Raw genomic sequence first — 17,899 nt, 5'->3', positions numbered from 1 at the left:
ACGTCACCGCCTCCCCGGCCGCCCGCGCGGGGAGGCGGTCGCACATCCACCCCCTTGTTCTTCCGAGGAGCACGCAGTGAGCAACGGCAACAGCGACGTACGTCTCTGGGGCGCCCGTTTCGCCGACGGCCCGGCCGAGGCGCTGGCCAGGCTGTCCGCGTCCGTCCACTTCGACTGGCGCCTGGCGCCGTACGACATCGCCGGCTCCCGGGCCCACGCGCGCGTCCTCAACAAGGCGGGGCTGCTCACCGAGGACGAGCTGAAGCGGATGACCGCCGGCCTCGACCAGCTGGAGGCGGATGTCGCCGACGGCTCGTTCACCGGCACGGTCGCCGACGAGGACGTCCACACCGCGCTGGAGCGCGGCCTGCTGGAGCGGCTCGGCCCCGATCTCGGCGGAAAGCTGCGGGCCGGACGCTCCCGCAACGACCAGATCGCCACGCTCTTCCGGATGTACCTGCGCGACCACGCCCGGATCATCGGCGGACTCGTCGCCGAGCTGCAGGACGCCCTGGTCGGCCTCGCCGAGGCCCACCCGGACGTGGCCATGCCCGGCCGTACACACCTCCAGCACGCCCAGCCGGTGCTCTTCGCCCACCACGTCCTGGCCCATGTGCAGTCCCTGTCCCGGGACGCCGAGCGGCTGCGCCAGTGGGACGAGCGGACCGCCGTGTCCCCGTACGGCTCGGGCGCACTCGCCGGTTCCTCGCTCGGTCTGGACCCGGAGGCGGTCGCGGCCGACCTCGGCTTCGAGCGCGGTTCGGTGGCCAACTCCATCGACGGCACGGCCTCGCGGGACTTCGTCGCCGAGTTCGCGTTCGTCACCGCGATGATCGGCGTCAACCTCTCCAGGATCGCCGAGGAGATCATCATCTGGAACACGAAGGAGTTCTCCTTCGTCACCCTGCACGACGCCTTCTCCACCGGCTCCTCGATCATGCCGCAGAAGAAGAACCCCGACATCGCCGAACTGGCCCGGGGCAAGTCGGGACGGCTCATCGGCAACCTCACCGGACTGATGGCCACGCTCAAGGCCCTGCCGCTCGCGTACAACCGCGATCTCCAGGAGGACAAGGAGCCGGTCTTCGACTCCTGCGACCAGCTCGAGGTCCTGCTGCCCGCCTTCACCGGCATGATGGCCACGCTCACCGTCAACCGGGAGCGCATGGAGGAGCTGGCCCCGGCCGGCTTCTCGCTCGCCACCGACATCGCCGAGTGGCTGGTCAAGCAGGGCGTGCCGTTCCGGGTCGCCCACGAGGTCGCGGGCAGTTGCGTCAAGGAGTGCGAGCGGCACGGCATCGAGCTCGACGAGCTGACCGACGAGCAGTTCGCCAAGATCTCCGAGCACCTCACCCCGGAGGTCCGCACGGTCCTCGACGTGGCCGGCGCACTGGCCTCCCGCAGCGGCCGCGGTGGCACCGCGCCCTCCGCGGTCGCCGTCCAGCTGGCCGAGGTCAAGTCGGACCTCGCGACGCAGCACGCCTGGGCGGCGGCCCGTAAGTAGCCGGACGGGCATCGCGGGCTACGTTGGGGGTAGTCGAGATTCCTGCCGACGACGAGGAGCCCGCGATGCCGTTCGCACGACTGACCGCAGCGACCACCCCGACCGCCCACATCGGGCTGGGTCTGGCAGCGGTCGGCAGGCCCGGCTACATCAATCTCCACCGTGACCGCGACCTGCCGGGCGAGCGCAGCGTCGACGCGCTGCGCGCCCGCACGTACGAACTGCTCGACGCCGCCTACGCCCAGGGCGTCCGCTACTTCGACGCGGCCCGCTCGTACGGCCTCTCCGAGGAGTTCCTCGCCGACTGGCTGACGGCCCGGCCCGAGGTGCGTGACGTCGTCATCGGGAGCAAATGGGGCTACACCTACACCGCGGACTGGAGTGTCGACGCCGAGGCGCACGAGGTCAAGGACCACAGCCTCGCCACCTACGAGCGTCAGCGTGCCGAGACCGCCGCACTGCTCGGAGACCGGCTCGACCTCTACCAGATCCACTCCGTCACCGCGGACAGCCCCGCCCTGACCGACAAGGAGCTGCAGGCCCGGCTCGCCGCGCTCGCCGCCGAGGGGGTCAGTGTCGGCCTCTCCACCAGCGGACCCGCGCAGGCCGACGCGATCCGGGCCGCCCTCGCCGTCACGGTCGACGGCGAACCCCTCTTCCGTACCGTCCAGGCCACCTACAACGCGCTGGAGACCTCGGCCGGACCGGCGCTGGCCGAGGCCCACGCCGCCGGACTCACCGTGATCGTCAAGGAGGCCATGGCCAACGGACGGCTCGCGGGCACGGAGGCCCCGGCCGTGGTGCGGGAGATCGCCACCGAGGAGGGGCTGGGCAGCGACGCGGTCGCCCTGGCGCTGGTGCTGCACCAGCCGTGGGCCGGGGTCGTGCTCTCCGGCGCCGCGACCGTCACCCAGCTGGCGGGCAACCTCCACGCGGCCGTCCTGGACCTCGACGACGAACGGCGGGCCCGGCTGGACGCCCTGGTGGAGGAGCCGGAGGCGTACTGGCGGCACCGGGCGTCGCTGCCCTGGAGCTGAGCCCCCCGCGATCCGCTGGGGCACGGCGGTCACATCGGAGGGGTTTGCCGCGTCAGTGCTGTGACGGCACATGACGCAGGAGGACGACTGTGGACGAGACCGAGTTCCTGGCGGCACGCTTCGAGGCGAACCGGACGCATCTCAGGGCCGTGGCCTACCGGATGCTCGGCTCCGCGAGCGAGGCGGAGGACGCGGTCCAGGAAGCATGGATCCGGCTCGGCCGGTCGGACGGGAAGGCGATCGACAACCTGTCCGGCTGGCTGACGACCGTGGTCGGGCGGGTCTGCCTGGACATGCTGCGCTCACGCCGGGCCCGCCGTGAGGAGCCCCTGGACACCGGGGCGGCCGCGGAGCCGGGCCCGCCTGTACCCGACACGTCGCAGGGCCCGCCGCTCGGCAGCGACCCGGAGCAGCAGGCGCTGATCGCCGACTCGGTGGGCCTCGCGATGCTCGTCGTGCTCGAGACGCTCGACCCGGCCGAGCGGCTCGCCTTCGTGCTGCACGACATGTTCGCCGTGCCCTTCGACGAGATCGCCCGCGTCGTGGACCGTACCCCCGCCGCCGCCCGGCAGCTCGCCAGCCGGGCCCGCCGCCGGGTGCGGGGTGTCGACCCGGTGCCCGACCCGGGGGCGGCCCGCCGCCGTGAGGTCGTCGACGCCTTCCTGGCCGCCGCCCGCGACGGGGACTTCGACGCGCTCGTCGCCGTGCTCGACCCCGATGTCGTGGTCCGCTCCGACGGCAGCGCCACCGAGCCCCCCACGCTGGTGCGCGGGGCCGCGAACGTGGCCGGGCGCGCGATCATGTTCGCGCCGTTCTCCAGGTCGGCGAGGTTCGCGCTGGTCGACGGCGCGCCGGCCGTCATCGGCGAGCGCGACGGGCGGCGCTTCTCGGTGATGACGTTCACGATCGAGCGAGGGAAGGTCACCGAACTCTTCGTGATCTACGACCCGGCCCGGCTGCCCGGCCTCGACCTGACCCTCCTCGCCGACTGAGACGGACCGGCGCGCGTGACCGGGGTCAGGGCGTCGTGAGGACGACGAGCTGCCGGGTCGCCCGGGTCATCGCGACATAGCGGTCGACCGTTCCTTCGATGCCCTCGCCGAACCTCTCCGGATCGACGAGGACGACCAGGTCGAACTCCAGCCCCTTCGTCAGCTCCGGGGCCAGCGACCTGACGCGGGCCGTCGTCGGCCGGAACGTCGGATCGCCGATGACGCAGGCGATCCCGTCGGCATCGCCTGCGAGCCAGGTGTTGAGGACCGAGTCCAGCTCCGCGACCTGTCCGTGCACGACGGGCAGACCGCTGCTGCGGATGGACGTAGGGACGTTGGCGTCCGGGAGCACCTCCCGGATGACCGGCTCGGCCTCCGCCATGATCTCTTCCGGCGTCCGGTAGTTGATGCTGAGGGAGGCCAGACGGATCCGGTCGAGCCCGATCCGCCTCAGCCGTTCCTGCCACGACTCGGTGAACCCGTGACGGGCCTGGGCACGGTCCCCCACGATGGTGAAGCTCCCGGACGGGCAGCGGATCAGCAGCATCTGCCACTCCGCGTCGGTCAGCTCCTGGGCCTCGTCCACGACGACGTGCGCGAACGGCCCGGCGAGCAGGTCGGGTTCGGTGCCGGGCACCGCGCTCCCGTCGACCAGGGCCTCCTGAAGGTCCTGGCCGTGCAGCATCGTCACCGCACCCTCGCCGTCGTCGTCCGCCTGCAGCAGGGTGTCGATGACCTTGGACATGTGCTCGCGCTCTGCGGCCAGGACGGCCTGGTGCCGGCGGCTGCGGCGTGACGCCTCCGGATCGCCGAGCCGCTGCCGTGCCGCGTCCAGGAACGGCAGGTCGGACACGGTCCAGGCCTGGGGGTCCGGGCGCTGGAGCAGGGACACCTCCTCGCGGCTGAGCCAGGGGGCACACCTGCGCAGGTACGCGGGGACCGACCACAGGTCGCCCACGACGTCGGCCGCCTCCAGCAGCGGCCACGCCCGGTCGAAGGTGGCGAGCAGCTCCCGGTTCTTCAGCAGCGACTTGCGGAGCACGTCGTCGGCGACATCGCCCTCGTGCTTGTCCACCAGGATCGTGAGCAGTTCGGCCCGGACCTGGTCACGCGCCTCGTTGTGCGGGGTGCCGGGTTCCGCCGCCTCGAAGGCCACGGCCCAGTCGCCGGGGCTCAGCCAGATGTCGGACCAGTGGGTGGTGACCGTCATCCCCTTCGTGGGCGGCTCCTCGTAGAACCTGGCGGCCGCGTCGACCGCCTTCACCAACCGGGCGGAGGACTTCAGCCGGGCCACGGCCGGATCGGTCTCGGAGGCGGCCGCGGCGCCTTCGGTGACGAGGTCGCGCAGGGTGCAGGTCTGCACGCCCTCCTCACCGAGGCTGGGCAGGACGTCGGCGACGTAGCCCAGGTAGGGCTGGTGCGGACCGACGAACAGCACGCCGCCGCGCCGGTGGCCCAGGCGTGGGTCGGAGTAGAGGAGGTAGGCGGATCGGTGCAGCGCGACCACGGTCTTGCCGGTGCCCGGACCGCCGTCGACGACGAGCGCTCCGCGGGACCCCGCGCGGATGATGGCGTCCTGGTCGGCCTGGATGGTGCCGAGCACGTCCCGCATCCGCGCCGAGCGGTTGCTGCCCAGGCTGGCGATGAACGCGGACTGGTCGTCGAGCGCGGCGTGGCCGGCGAACCCGTCCGCCGTGAACACCTCGTCCCAGTAGTCACTGATCCGGCCGCGCGTCCAGCGGTACCTGCGGCGGCTCGCCAGCCCCATCGGGTTGGCGTGGGTGGCTCCGAAGAACGGCTCGGCCGCCGGGGAGCGCCAGTCGACGAGCAGCCGGCGGCCCGAGCTGTCGGTGAGGCCGAGCCGGCCGATGTACATGGGTTCGCCGTCGTCCGCCGCGACCATGTGTCCGAGGCAGAGGTCGAGACCGAAGCGGCGCAGCGCGCGCAGGCGGGAGGTCAGCCGGTGGATCTCCACGTCCCGGTCCATCGCCTGCCGGCCCGCACCGCCGGGCGTTCTGCGCTCGGCGTCCAGCCGTTCGGTCAGCTCGGCGATCGACTCGTCGAGGCACTCCGCGATGGCCGCGAAGTGCTGCTCGTCGCCGTCGATCAGTGCCGGGTCGGCCTTGGGGGAGAGGCGGTCGGGAAGGGCGAACGCACTGGTGGTCAGGGGATTCACGTCATCAGCTCCGATCTGGGGCCGCTTGCGGTCGGTGCGCGCGGCAGGGCGCCCGGACCCGTGCGACGTACCCGGTGGCCGGGACGGACGATGCTCCGTCCGTGCCGGCCCCGTGGTCGTCGCCGGTCGCGGGTCGCGTGGGTTTGCGGGTTCTCGTGTACCGGGGTGCTCGCTGGGTGGCTCTGTTCGGCTCACCCGGGCATGGGCGGCCTCTCCGGCGGTCCGGCATCCCGGCACGACCCGTACGCCGACAACAGCACACCCACTACATGACTCCCGTTCCGCAGAATTCAGCCCTGGACCGATGATTCTGCGCCATGACGGGGGCCTTGCCGCAAGCCCCCCCATGCGCTATAAGTTGAAAGTGGCAAGGAGTGGGTTCGTGACCGCTCGAACCTCCCGGCCACAGACCCCCGGCCCGTGACGCGAGCCCATCGTGCGCTCCTTCTCCGCCCACCACAATGGCGGAATGATCGGCAACCGAATCACACACCGTACGGCCGACGGCATCCGCATACCCGGAACCTGGCGGCACGCCTTCATCTGCAACGGTGGGACGTTCTTCCTCACGGATCTCTTCATCTACGCCGACGGGCTCATCGACTGCTGGGGCCTGGTCACCCTCGACGAGTTCGAGCGGAAACTGCGCTCCGGCTGGGTGGCGACCGAGCTCCCGGACGGCGCCCGGGCTTCGGCCCACGACCTGGCCGCGTGGACGTTCCACGAGCCGCGCGTCCGGTTCACCCCCGAGCTTCTGCTCGCCGAAGTGCGGGACACCGTCGATCAGTTGAACGGGCGCCCCGACTCCACCGCCCGGTGCATGGCCGCCGTCGACACCTTCCTCGCCGACCGGACCGAGGAGAACCGCGCCGCGGCGCGCGGCGCCTATCTCGCGATCCCCGTCACCCAGCGGCGCTACGCGCTGGGTGACATGGACCGCAAGGACCAGCCGCTCCAGGTGCTGGTGGCCGGGCCGGGAGGTGTGCCGGAGGACCGGCCCGAGAGGATCGTCTCGCAGGAGGTGTACGACGAGGCCGTCGGCTACTTCGAGGAGCGGGCCCGGGCGATCGCCGACGCGTCCTCCCGGATCCCGGCGGACGGGCCGCCGACACCGTACGCACCGGCGGTCAAGCTGAACCACTCCTATCCGCGCAAGCGGCTCGACGATCCGGGCACGGTGGCGCTGCGCGGCGACTACCCCGCGCCCATCGAGCTCGACGGCGCCACCTACGCGTCGGTCGCCCACGCCTACTGGGCCCTGTCGGTCGCGGATCCCACCCTGCGGGCCGCCGTCGCCGGGGCCGGCACCTCGTACGAGGCGCGCGAACTGGCCGCCCGCGCCACCCGGCGCGAAGGCTGGGCGCACGCCCGGACCGCGGTGATGACCATCCTGCTGCGCGCCAAGTACACCCAGCATTCCCGACCTGGCGGAGATCCTGCTGGCAACCGACGACGCCACCCTCGTCTACGACGAGGCGGACTCCCTCTTCTGGGGCGACAACGCCGGCCGCGGCCGGAACTGGACGGGCCGTCTGCTCGAACTCGTCCGCTCCGAACTCCACGCGCACCGGGCCGGAATCGGGTGACACGCCCCCGGGCCGCCGGACGGAAGCGATGAGACATTCCTGTCTCATGTGGGCTACTGTCGTCTCATGAGTCTGGATCGTGAGCAGGTGCTGCGCAGCGCCGCCGCCCTGCTGACCCGTAAATCGACCGCCACCATGGACGAGGTCGCCAGGGCCGCGGGCATCGGCCGCGCCACCCTGCACCGCCACTTCGCCGGACGGGACGCCCTGGTCAGGGCACTGGAGGAGCTGGGGATCCAGGAGTTCGAAGCGGCCCTGGACGCCGCGGAGCTCGACCGGGGCACCTCGCAGGAGGCGCTGCGCCGCTTCGTCGCGGCCGTCGAGCCGAGCGCCGGGCTGCTCTCCTTCCTGGTGACCGAGAACCAGCTCTTCGAGGGCGACGAACTGAACGAGGGCTGGGACCGGCTGGACGCCAGGGTCTCCGCCTTCTTCCGGCGCGGCCAGGAGCGCGGTGAATTCCGCATCGACCTGACCCCGGCCTGGCTGACCGAGGCCCTCTACGGGCTCATCGGCACCGGTGCCTGGGCCGTCCAGGTGGGCCGGGTGGCCGCGCAGGACTTCCAGTACATGATCGTCGAGTTGCTGCTCGGCGGCGCACGCCGGAGCGTGGAGCAATGAGCAGCATGGAACGGCAGCCGGAGCCTGTTACCGAACTGCGCCGCCCCGGGCGGTGGATCGCGCTGTCCGTGCTCGTGCTCGCGGTGCTGCTGGTGGCCGTGGACGCGACCGTCCTCGGCCTCGCCACACCGTTCCTGACCGAGGACCTCAAGCCGTCCGGCACCCAGCTGCTCTGGATCGGTGACGTCTACTCCTTCGTCATCGCCGGGCTCCTGGTCTCCATGGGCAGTCTCGGTGACCGCATCGGCCGCAAGAAGCTGCTGCTCTGCGGAGCCACCGCCTTCGGCGCGGTCTCGGTGCTCAACGCGTACGCGATGACGCCCGAGATGATGATCCTCGCGCGGGCCCTGCTGGGCGTCGCCGGTGCCACCCTGATGCCGTCGACCCTCGCCCTGATCCGCAACCTCTTCCACGACGCGCGGGAGCGGAGCCTCGCCATCGGCATCTGGGGGGCGATGGCATCCGCCGGTGCGGCGGTCGGGCCGGTCGTCGGCGGATTCCTCCTGGAGCACTTCTGGTGGGGCTCCGTCTTCCTGATCAACCTGCCGGTCATGGCCGTCCTCGTGGTGATCGGGATCAAGCTGATCCCCGAGTCGAAGAACCCCGCGCCCGGCCCGTGGGACATGGTCAGCGTGGGGCTCTCGCTCGTCGGCATGATCGGGGTCGTGTACGCCATCAAGGAGCTGGCGGCGCACGGGGGCAGCTGGGTGGTCGCCGTCGCGGGCATCGGGGGAGTGGCGGCGCTCGTCTGGTTCGTACGCCGGCAGTTCCGCCTCCCCGCACCCCTGCTGGACATGCGGCTCTTCCACCACCGGGGCTTCTCCGGCGCCGTGCTCGCCGATCTGCTGACCATCCTCGGCCTCTCGGGCCTGGTCTTCTTCCTCTCCCAGTTCCTGCAACTGGTCCAGGGGCGCGGGCCGCTGGAGGCGGGGCTGGCCGAGCTGCCCGCCGCCGTCGGAGCCGTCACCGCGGGTCTGCTGGCCGGAGTCACCGCCCGCCGCTTCACCGTGCGGTGGGTGGTGGCCGGAGGGCTCGGCGGGATCGGCCTGGCGCTGGCCGCGGTCGCCGCGATCCACAAGGACACCGCCTATCCGCTGATCGGTGCCCTCCTGCTGATCGTGGGTGTGGGGGCCGGCTTCGCCTTCACCGTGACCTCCGACGTGATCCTCTCCAGCGTCCCGAAGGAGCACGCCGGCTCCGCCTCCGCGGTCTCCGAGACGGCGTACGAGCTCGGAGCCGCCCTCGGTATCGCCCTGCTCGGGTCCATCGTCACCGGCGTCTACCAGGACTTCGCCACTCCGGCGGGTGTCCCGGACCCCACCTCGTCGGCCGCCCACGAATCACTGGGCGGCGCCGTGGAAGCGGCCAAGGTGCTCCCGGAGCAGCAGGGGGCCGCCCTGCTCTCCGCCGCCCAGGACGCTTTCGTCGACGGCCTGCGGCTGGCCTCGGTCTTCGGCGCCGCCGTCCTCCTGGCGACGGCGCTCGCGGCCTGGTTCCTGCTGCGCGGCCAGGAGCTGGAGGAAGGGATCGCGCCCTAGCGACCCGTACCGGACGCCGTCTCCCTGGGCCGTACGGGTGGAACGCACATGCGGAAGGGGCCGTACCGCCAACCGGGGTACGGGCCCTTCCGCATGTGCGTCGTTCTGTGTCCCGCTCGGGCTCAGGCGGCCTTCGCCTTCGTCGCGTAGATGTCGACGTACTCCTGGCCGGACAGCCGCATCACCTCGGCCATCACGGAGTCCGTCACCGCCCGCAGTACATAGCGGTCGCGGTCCATGCCCTCGTAGCGCGAGAACTCCATCGGCTCACCGAAGCGGACCGTGACCTTGCCCGGCTTCGGCACGCCGGAGCCGCCCGGCTGGAGCTTGTCCGTACCGATCATCGCGAACGGCACGACCGGCGCACCCGTCATCAGCGTCAGCCGTGCGATGCCCGTACGGCCACGGTAGAGACGGCCGTCGGGGGAGCGGGTGCCCTCCGGGTAGATCGCGAAGGCCTTGCCCTCCTCCAGCACCCGGCGGCCCGTCATCAGCGCCGCGACACCGCCGCGGCCGCCGTCCCGGTCCACCGGGATCATGCCGACACCCGTGAAGAACCAGGCCATCAGCCGGCCCTTGAGCCCCTTGCCCGTGACGTACTCGTCCTTGCCGATGAAGAACACCGGCCGGTCGCAGCAGATCGGCATGATCATCGAGTCGATGAACGTGAGGTGGTTCCCCGCGAGGATCACCGGCCCGGATCCCGGAATGTTCTCGATGCCCTCCACCCGCGGCCGGAACATCAGGCGCAGGATCGGTCCGAGCACTGCCTTGATGAGTGCGAGTCGGGACAACGGTTCCTCCGGTGTAGTGGCCGGGCCGGCCGAGCGACGGATTGAGCGGTCCATGCAGGTGAGGACGATACTCGCGGGTACTGCCTGATCGCACATCGGGTTCACGCAGTGGATACGCAGTGTTGACGCGTGTTTGCGCCATGTTGGCCCAGGTGCCGCCATCAGGACCGCCGAGATGCCTACGCTCGGGCCTCGCTCGGCAGGTGCCGGACATCACATGCGAGGAGCATTCATGACAGAGCGCGCGCAGGCCAATCCCGGACGACGGACCGTCATGGGCGTGGGGGCGGCGGTACTCGGTACCGCGGCCATCGGCCTCTCCGGGACGGCGCGAGCCGCCGGGAACACCGCCGAACGATCCGGCGGACACGGCGGCGGCCACCGCCTCGACCTCCCCGTGCCCACCGTCATCGGACACCGGGGCACCAGCGGATACCGCCCCGAGCACACCCTCGGCTCGTACCAGCTGGCCCTGGACATGGGCGCGCACGTCATCGAGCAGGACCTCGTGCCGACGAAGGACGGCCACCTCGTCTGCCGCCACGAGAACGACATCACCGCCACCACCGACGTCTCCCAGCACCCCGAGTTCGCAAACCGCAGGACCACCAGGACGGTCGACGGCGTCCCGCTCACGGGCTGGTTCACCGAGGACTTCACCCTCGCCGAACTGAAGACGCTGCGGGCCGTCGAGCGCATCCCGGGCAACCGCCAGCGGAACACGCTGTACGACGGCCGCTGGGAGATCCCCACCTTCGAGGAGGTCCTCCAGTGGGCCGAGCGGGAGGGCCGCAGGCGCGGAAAGAAGGTCTGGCTGTACGTCGAGACCAAGCACCCCACCTACTTCCGCGGTCTCGGCCTCGGCCTGGAGGAGCGGCTCGTCAAACTGCTGCGACGCTACGACCGCCACCGCGCCCAGTCGCCGCTCATCCTCCAGTCCTTCGAACCCACCAGCATCCAGCGGCTGGCGAAGCTCGTCGCCACCCCGGGCGTCGTCCTGCTGTCGGACGCCGGGACACAGCCCTGGGACTTCAAGGCGAACGGCGACCCGCGAACCACGGACGACCTGGTGAAGCCCGCGGGCCTCAAGTGGATCTCCTCCTTCGCCCGGGGCATCGGACCCACCCTGGACCTGATCATCCCCAAGGACGCCTCCGGCAAGCTCACCGCACCCACCACCCTGGTGCGCGACGCACACGCTCAGGGGCTGGTCCTGCACCCCTACACGATGCGCAACGAGAACACCTTCCTGCCCGCCGACTTCCGGCGCGGTACGGACCCCAACGCGTACGGCGACGCGTTCGGCGCCTTCGCCGCGTACTTCGCGACGGGCATCGACGGGATCTTCTCTGACAACCCGGACACGGCCCTGCTCGCGGCTGCGGACTTCGCCGCCGAGTAGCGGGCCCGGCCGGGCCGATGGCCAACGGGCGGCGTGCGGACGTCAGCACCCGGCCGGGGCGTGCCCCGGTCGGGTGGTGCTCACCCGGTTCGGCAGCCGGCGCCACGAGCAGCGCGTCGGGTGGGTGCATGACGCTGACCGACCTTCCCGCGGAGCTCCCCGCTGCCGTGGTCCGAAGCCTGTACCCGCTGGTCAGGGCCGAGGCGGGGGCGGAAGCCGCCGCCTCGGCCACCGGCGCCGCCGTCGACCCCGCCGACCTCGAACAGGCCGTCTGGATCCGCCTGCTGGAACGGTTGCCGAGGCACGGACCGCCGCAGGACGCGGTCCGCTGGGTGCGGAACACCGTGCGCGGCGAGGCCCGTCGGGCCCGCCGTACCGCCCGCCACGAACGCCCCTACCGCGACGAGAGGGCCCCGGACCCGGCCGGCTGTCCCGAGCGGGCGTTCGCCGGCGCCGACGAACGCCGGGTGCTGCGCGCTGCCGTGGACCGGCTGCCCGCCCGCTGCGCACGCCTGCTGACTGCGATGCTCGCGCCGAACGATCCCACCTACCGGGAGATCGCAGGGGAGTTGGGTATGTCACAAGGGAGTTTGGGCCCGATCCGTTCCAGATGCCTTGGATGTCTGCGCAGAATGCTGGCGGCGGAGGTTGTAGCTCCTGAACTGCGGGGAAAGGAGCGGTAGACAACCGGCGGATCAGATGAGCGGGAGGCATGCGCGGATGGGCATGAGCGTGATCATCTCGGCGGCGGGCACGGACGACGCCGAACAGATCTTGAAGCTCCAGTACCTCTGTTTTCAGAGCGAGGCGGAGCTCTACGGGAACTACCGGATCGACCCGCTCGTCCAGACCCTCGACTCGTTGCGCGCCGAGATCGCCACGGACCTGGTGTTCGTGGCGCGGCTCGGTGACGAAGTCGTCGGTTCGGTACGGGGATCAGCGGATCAGGACGGCACCGGACAGATTGGGCGGCTCTGCGTCCACCCCAGACTCCAGGGACACGGACTCGGCGCCCGGCTGCTGCGGGCCGCGGAGTCCGCACTCGCCGACCAGCGGTCGGCCACCCGGTTCCGGCTGCACGCCGGCCACCTCAGCGAGAGCAATCTGCGGCTCTACCGCCGCGCGGGCTACGCACCCGTCGGCAACGCCACCGGCAACGACGGCGTCCGGATGATCCTGTTGGAGAAGGAGGCCACGGCCGCCGCGTACGTCACCAGCGCCTGACCTGCCGGACAGCCCCGAGGGCTGTCCCGTGATCCCCGATGGGCGCGCGACGCCGGCTACGGCGCCTCGCCGCGTTGTCGGAACGCCCGAATACATCAAGTATGCGGACGTTCCTCCGCCTTGCGATGCACCGCGTCGGACGCCGCGCGCTGATCCACCAGGGATTGCGGGACAGTCCTCAGGCGGCCTTCGCGCGGCGCAGCCAGATCATCCCGGTGACCGGCAGGATCACCGGGATGAGCAGGTAACCCGCGCCGAAGTCCGACCAGACGGTGGCGTCCGCGAACGCGGACGGGTCGGCCAGCGTCCACGTCCCCACGATCAGCACCCCAACGAGTTCGGCGGCGCAGCAGACCAGCGCCGTCCGGCGAGCCTTCTCCCCGCCGCGCACCAGCGAGTAGGTGATGAAGCCGTAGACGAGCGCGGCGACGGCCGACAGCACGTAGGCCAGTGGCGCCCTGTCGAAGTCCAGGATCATCTGGACGACCGCACGGGACGCCGCCGCCACGGTGAACACGCCGTAGAACCAGACCAGTACGCGGCCCGGACCGGTGCCCAGATCGAAGGGCTTCTTCTCGCCGGTGGCTGCCGCGGGGGTGCTATCGGTGTCGGTCACGGTCAGTTTCCCCAGATGTCGTAGAGCCGTACTTCGAGAACGGCCAGCACCACCGCGCCCGCCGCCACCGTCACCGAACCCCAGCGGGTCCGCTCGCTCAACGACAGGAAACCCGCCGCCGGTACGGCGAGGAAGGCCCCGGCCAGATACGCGATGAAGATGGTCATGCCCTGCTCCGGCCGCTCGCCGCGGGCGAGCTGCACGATCCCCACCACCAGCTGCGCCAGCGCCAGCACCGACACCACGGCCATCCCGATGAAGTGCCAGTCCTTGGTCGGCTGGTCCCGGTAGGCGGCGAATCCGCACCAGGCGGCGAGGGCGAGGGCGGCCACGCCGACCGCGATCGTCAGGGCGTCAAGCATGAGCCGAGGGTATTACGGGCCACGGGCCCCGCCGCGTGCGCCCCCGTACCCGGGCACCACCGCGACCGTGGCCTTGGCCACAGCCCGCCACCGCTCCGGCCCGGCGGCTGCTGTCGGCGCCGCGCATCAGGCCGCGGTATCAATGCAGGTCACAGGGGTGAGTCCGGAAAACCGCGGAGCCGGTGCGCCCCGCTCGGGACGCCATCCACGGCCGTCCGCTATGCGGACAAGCGGTTCGAGCGGAACGTTACGTCTGTTTTACTTGGGGCATGACCACGACGAGCAGCCGCACCCTTGCGACCGAGGCGATCACGACGCCCGGTGCTCGTTGTATGTGTCGAATGCGCGCCTTCTGAGGGCCCCCGCCTGAGCCTCGCGCCCCAAAGCGAGGACGAGCCCGCCCGAGCACTCCGCCCCGCGGTCACCACCGCGCAGGGCTGTGCCGAGACCCCGCTCGAAACGTCCGATCGAACGTCCGGAAAGTCTCACCGGACGAATGCCCCGTGCCCGGCGGACACCGCGCCGCGCACTCGACAGTGACGGAAACCCTGTGATCACCACTACGGGCCTCACGAAGGTCTACCAGTCGCGCGACCGCGAGGTCACCGCTCTGGACGGCGTCGACCTGCACGTCCGCGAGGGTGAGGTGTACGGCGTCATCGGCCAGAGCGGCGCCGGAAAATCATCCCTGATCCGCTGCGTCAACCTGCTGGAACGCCCCACCTCCGGCACCGTGACCGTGGCCGGCCAGGACCTCACGGCCCTCGCCGGCCGGGGCCGCCGGGCCGGCAAGGAACTGCGCGAGGCGCGCAGCCGCATCGGCATGGTCTTCCAGCACTTCAACCTGCTCGCCTCCCGCACCGTCCAGGACAACGTCGAACTCCCGCTGGAGATCCTCGGCGTCTCCGGCCGCGAACGCACCCGCAAGGCCCTCGAACTCCTCGACCTGGTCGGCCTCGCCGACAAGGCCAAGGCCTACCCGGGCCAGCTCTCCGGCGGCCAGAAGCAGCGCGTCGGCATCGCCCGCGCACTCGCCGGCGACCCCAAGGTGCTGCTCTCCGACGAGGCGACGTCGGCCCTGGACCCCGAGACCACCCGCTCCATCCTCCAACTGCTGCGCGACCTCAACCAGCAGCTCGGCCTCACCGTCCTGCTCATCACGCACGAGATGGACGTCGTCAAGACGGTCTGCGACTCCGCCGCGCTGATGCGGAAGGGCCGCATCGTCGAGTCCGGAACGGTCGGCGGACTCCTCGCCACACCCGGCTCCGAACTGGCCCACGAACTGTTCCCGGTCGGCGGCAGCGCCTCCGGCCCGGACCGCACGGTCATCGACGTCACCTTCCACGGCGAGGCCGCCGGACAGCCGGTGATCTCGCAGCTCTCCCGTACGTACAACATCGACATATCGATCCTGGGTGCCGCGATGGACACCGTCGGCGGCAAGCAGATCGGCCGGATGCGCATCGAGCTGCCCGGCCGCTTCGAGGAGAACGTCGTGCCGATCGGCTTCCTGCGCGAGCAGGGCCTGCAGGCCGAGCTCGTCGAGGACACGGACGCCGTACCCGCACAGCTCACCAAGGAGGTGGCCAAGTGACCTGGTCAGAAATGCAGCCGCTGCTGACGCAGGGCACCGTCGACACCCTCTACATGGTGCTGTGGTCCGCGCTCGTCACCGTCCTGGTCGGACTGCCCCTCGGCGTCCTGCTCGTCCTCACCGACAAGGGCGGACTGCTGCGGAACACCCCGGTGAACAAGGTCATCGGCGTGATCGTGAACATCGGCCGCTCGCTGCCGTTCATCATCCTCCTGATCGCCCTGATCCCCTTCACCACCTGGGTCGTCGGCACCTTCATCGGCCCGACCGCGATGATCGTGCCGCTCGCCGTCGGTGCCATCCCGTTCTTCGCCCGGCTCGTCGAGACGGCGGTGCGCGAGGTCGACCACGGGCTCGTCGAAGCCGTCCAGTCCATGGGCGGATCCATCCCCACGATCGTCCGCAAGGTGCTGCTGCCGCAGGCCCTGCCGTCGCTCGTCTCCGGCATCACCACCACCGTCATCGTGCTCATCGGGTACTCGGCGATGGCCGGCGCGGTCGGCGGCGAAGGCCTCGGCTCCAAGGCCGTCACCTACGGATTCCAGCGCTTCGACAACCAGTTCATGCTCATCACCGTCGCGCTGCTGATCGTCATCGTGACCGTCATCCAGCTGATCGGTGACGGAGCCGTACGCCTGCTGGCCCGCCGCGGCCGCACCACCTCCTGACCTCCCCCCACACAGGCCCGCACTCCTTGTCCGGGCTGCACCACCATCACCACCGGAAAGAGGCACTCTTCGTGCGTAAGAACATCAAGATCACCGCGGCTGCCGCCGCCACCGCCGCCCTCGCGTTCGGCCTCACCGCCTGCGGCACCGACTCCGACCCGGCGTCCAAGAGCGAGACCGGCGCCGGAGCCGACACCTCCAAGGCCCTCGTCGTCGCCGCGTCCCCGACACCGCACGCCGACATCCTGAACTTCGTCAAGAAGAACCTGGCGGAGAAGGCCGGCCTCAAGCTGGAGGTCAAGGAGTTCACGGACTACGTCCTGCCGAACACCGCCACCGAGTCCGGCCAGGTCGACGCCAACTTCTTCCAGCACCAGCCCTACCTCGACGACTTCAACAAGAAGAACAACACCCACCTGGTGTCCGTCGGCACCGTGCACCTGGAGCCCCTCGGCCTTTACTCCAAGAAGGTCAAGGACCTGGACGGCATCAAGTCCGGCCAGACCATAGCCGTGCCGAACGACACCACCAACGAGGGCCGCGCCCTCCAGCTGCTCGCGGGCAAGGGCCTGATCACCCTCAAGGACGGCGTCGGAACCAGCGCCAAGCTGAGCGACATCACCGACAAGAAGGGCCTGAAGTTCAAGGAGCTTGAGGCCGCGACCGTCCCCCGCGCCCTGAACGACGTCGACGCCGCGGTCATCAACGGCAACTACGCCATCGAGGCCAAGCTCAAGCCCGCCAAGGACGCCCTGGTGCTCGAGAAGGCCGAAGGCAACCCGTACGCCAACCTCATCGCCGTGAAGAAGGGCAACGAGAAGGACCCCCGCGTCCAGAAGCTCGTGAAGCTCCTCCACTCCGACGAGGTCAAGAAGTTCATCGAGGACACCTACCAGGGCTCGGTCATCCCGGCCTTCGGTACCGCAGCCAAGTCCTGACCCGCGCACGGCACTTGCCGGAACGGCCCCGCACACCCCGCCCGGGTGTGCGGGGCCGCGCCGTGCGGACCCGCCCATGCACAAGCGATGTCCGATGCTGCATGCTGTGCCTTTACACGGTCTTCGGCATGGAGCTGCGCATGACTTCCACCTTTCCGGACATCTCCATCAGCACGGATCGGTTGGTGCTGCGCCCCTTCGACATGGCCGACGTCCCCGCGTACATCGAGATGATGAACGACGAACTCGTCACCGCCTGGACCGAGGCACCCCACCCCTACACCCAGGTCGACGCCGAACGCTGGGTGCGCAGGATCGCTCCCGCGCAGCGCACCAAGGGTGACGGCATCGTCTTCGCCGTCACCGAGTTCCTCACCCAGCGCCTCGTGGGCTCCGTCCGCCTGCACAACACCGACTGGCGCACCCTGGCCACCGAGGCCGCCTACATCACCGCCCCCTGGGCGCGCGGCGAGGGTTACGCCACCGAGTCGGTGCTCGCCCTCGCCCAGTGGCTGTTCAGGGACCAGGGCTTCGAGCGGATCGAACTGCGCACGGCCGCCGACAACACCGCCTCCCAGCAGGTCGCCCAGAAGCTCGGCTGCATCAGCGAGGGAATCCTCCGCAACGCCCGCATAGCGCGCTCACAGACCGAGGACGGGGGCTGGGCCGACATCAGGACCGACCTGATCGTCTGGGGACTGCTCCCCGAGGACCTGGAGGGAGTCGCCGAGCAGCTCGCCGACGCCGGTGGATACGGTACGTACAACGACTGGAACTGACCCTCCCGGTCCGGCGTACGCACCCGCCGGCACGGACCGGGTGATCCCGCCCCGGCCACCCCGGGGCT

Annotated in this window: 17 protein-coding genes; 13 read left to right on the top strand and 4 right to left on the bottom strand. The window is 70.7% G+C overall.

What is annotated here, in order from left to right; translation table 11 throughout:
• Window positions 1-76: 76 nt before the first annotated feature.
• The 3 genes from argH (at window position 77) to ACFVJX_RS18790 (ending at window position 3,533) form a co-directional block, all read left to right on the top strand.
• Window positions 77-1,504, top strand: a complete 1,428-nt coding sequence (argH, locus tag ACFVJX_RS18800) for an argininosuccinate lyase (RefSeq protein ID WP_384130003.1) — start codon at window positions 77-79, stop codon at window positions 1,502-1,504.
• Window positions 1,505-1,569: 65 nt separating this feature from the next.
• Window positions 1,570-2,541 carry an aldo/keto reductase gene (locus ACFVJX_RS18795; RefSeq protein WP_384130000.1) on the top strand — a complete coding sequence of 324 codons (972 nt, stop codon included), beginning with the start codon at window positions 1,570-1,572 and terminating at the stop codon, window positions 2,539-2,541.
• An 89-nt stretch (window positions 2,542-2,630) separates the two neighbouring features.
• Window positions 2,631-3,533 (top strand): sigma-70 family RNA polymerase sigma factor, encoded by a 903-nt coding sequence (locus ACFVJX_RS18790; RefSeq protein ID WP_384129997.1) that lies wholly within the window; start codon window positions 2,631-2,633, stop codon window positions 3,531-3,533.
• Between the two features lie 25 nt (window positions 3,534-3,558).
• Here ACFVJX_RS18790 and helR read toward each other — a convergent pair whose 3' ends face one another.
• Window positions 3,559-5,709, bottom strand: a complete 2,151-nt coding sequence (helR, locus tag ACFVJX_RS18785; protein ID WP_384129994.1) for an RNA polymerase recycling motor ATPase HelR — start codon at window positions 5,707-5,709, stop codon at window positions 3,559-3,561.
• Window positions 5,710-6,178: 469 nt separating this feature from the next.
• Here helR and ACFVJX_RS18780 point away from each other — a divergent pair, with 469 nt between their 5' ends.
• From ACFVJX_RS18780 to ACFVJX_RS18770, 3 genes are read left to right on the top strand one after another with little or no spacing between them, the layout of a single operon-like run.
• Window positions 6,179-7,327, top strand: coding sequence for an NADAR family protein (locus ACFVJX_RS18780; RefSeq protein WP_384129991.1), 1,149 nt, complete (start codon window positions 6,179-6,181; stop codon window positions 7,325-7,327).
• A gap of 34 nt (window positions 7,328-7,361) precedes the next feature.
• Entirely contained in the window at window positions 7,362-7,913 is a 552-nt protein-coding gene (locus ACFVJX_RS18775; RefSeq protein ID WP_384129988.1) for a TetR/AcrR family transcriptional regulator, read from the top strand.
• A complete protein-coding gene (locus ACFVJX_RS18770; protein WP_384129985.1) occupies window positions 7,910-9,451 on the top strand; it encodes an MFS transporter in 1,542 nt (513 codons plus the stop codon). The genes ACFVJX_RS18775 and ACFVJX_RS18770 overlap by 4 nt, the downstream gene beginning before the upstream one ends.
• Window positions 9,452-9,573: 122 nt before the next feature.
• Here the strand turns inward: ACFVJX_RS18770 and ACFVJX_RS18765 are convergent, their stop codons facing one another.
• Window positions 9,574-10,245 carry a lysophospholipid acyltransferase family protein gene (locus tag ACFVJX_RS18765; RefSeq protein ID WP_384135775.1) on the bottom strand — a complete coding sequence of 224 codons (672 nt, stop codon included), beginning with the start codon at window positions 10,243-10,245 and terminating at the stop codon, window positions 9,574-9,576.
• Window positions 10,246-10,477: 232 nt separating this feature from the next.
• Between ACFVJX_RS18765 and ACFVJX_RS18760 the strand changes: the two genes are divergently transcribed.
• From ACFVJX_RS18760 to ACFVJX_RS18750, 3 genes are all read left to right on the top strand, one after another.
• Window positions 10,478-11,647, top strand: coding sequence for a glycerophosphodiester phosphodiesterase (locus ACFVJX_RS18760; RefSeq protein ID WP_384135777.1), 1,170 nt, complete (start codon window positions 10,478-10,480; stop codon window positions 11,645-11,647).
• A 128-nt stretch (window positions 11,648-11,775) separates the two neighbouring features.
• Window positions 11,776-12,330 carry a sigma-70 family RNA polymerase sigma factor gene (locus ACFVJX_RS18755; protein ID WP_384135779.1) on the top strand — a complete coding sequence of 185 codons (555 nt, stop codon included), beginning with the start codon at window positions 11,776-11,778 and terminating at the stop codon, window positions 12,328-12,330.
• A 37-nt stretch (window positions 12,331-12,367) separates the two neighbouring features.
• On the top strand, window positions 12,368-12,871 hold the full coding sequence (locus tag ACFVJX_RS18750; protein WP_384135820.1) for a GNAT family N-acetyltransferase: 504 nt from the start codon (window positions 12,368-12,370) through the stop codon (window positions 12,869-12,871).
• A 178-nt stretch (window positions 12,872-13,049) separates the two neighbouring features.
• Here ACFVJX_RS18750 and ACFVJX_RS18745 read toward each other — a convergent pair whose 3' ends face one another.
• Window positions 13,050-13,487, bottom strand: coding sequence for a hypothetical protein (locus ACFVJX_RS18745; RefSeq protein ID WP_384135781.1), 438 nt, complete (start codon window positions 13,485-13,487; stop codon window positions 13,050-13,052).
• 2 nt (window positions 13,488-13,489) lie between these two features.
• Entirely contained in the window at window positions 13,490-13,849 is a 360-nt protein-coding gene (locus tag ACFVJX_RS18740) for a hypothetical protein (protein ID WP_384135782.1), read from the bottom strand.
• Window positions 13,850-14,399: 550 nt separating this feature from the next.
• On the opposite strand from ACFVJX_RS18740, the gene ACFVJX_RS18735 reads away from it, so the two are divergent.
• From ACFVJX_RS18735 to ACFVJX_RS18720, 4 genes are all read left to right on the top strand, one after another.
• Window positions 14,400-15,446: a methionine ABC transporter ATP-binding protein gene (locus ACFVJX_RS18735; RefSeq protein WP_384135784.1), complete on the top strand. Its 1,047-nt coding sequence runs from the start codon at window positions 14,400-14,402 to the stop codon at window positions 15,444-15,446.
• Window positions 15,443-16,114, top strand: a complete 672-nt coding sequence (locus ACFVJX_RS18730) for a methionine ABC transporter permease (RefSeq protein WP_384135786.1) — start codon at window positions 15,443-15,445, stop codon at window positions 16,112-16,114. Before ACFVJX_RS18735 ends, ACFVJX_RS18730 begins: the two co-directional genes overlap by 4 nt.
• Before the next feature lie 71 nt (window positions 16,115-16,185).
• The gene (locus tag ACFVJX_RS18725) at window positions 16,186-17,052 is read left to right on the top strand and encodes a MetQ/NlpA family ABC transporter substrate-binding protein (protein ID WP_384135788.1); all 867 of its coding nucleotides are present in this window, start codon (window positions 16,186-16,188) and stop codon (window positions 17,050-17,052) included.
• 101 nt (window positions 17,053-17,153) lie between these two features.
• Window positions 17,154-17,831, top strand: a complete 678-nt coding sequence (locus tag ACFVJX_RS18720; protein WP_024488847.1) for a GNAT family N-acetyltransferase — start codon at window positions 17,154-17,156, stop codon at window positions 17,829-17,831.
• Window positions 17,832-17,899 lie beyond the last annotated feature (68 nt).

It is taken from the genome of Streptomyces sp. NPDC127177 (assembly GCF_042672475.1).
GTDB lineage: Bacteria > Actinomycetota > Actinomycetes > Streptomycetales > Streptomycetaceae > Streptomyces.
This window is presented reverse-complemented; position numbering and strand designations above follow the sequence as displayed.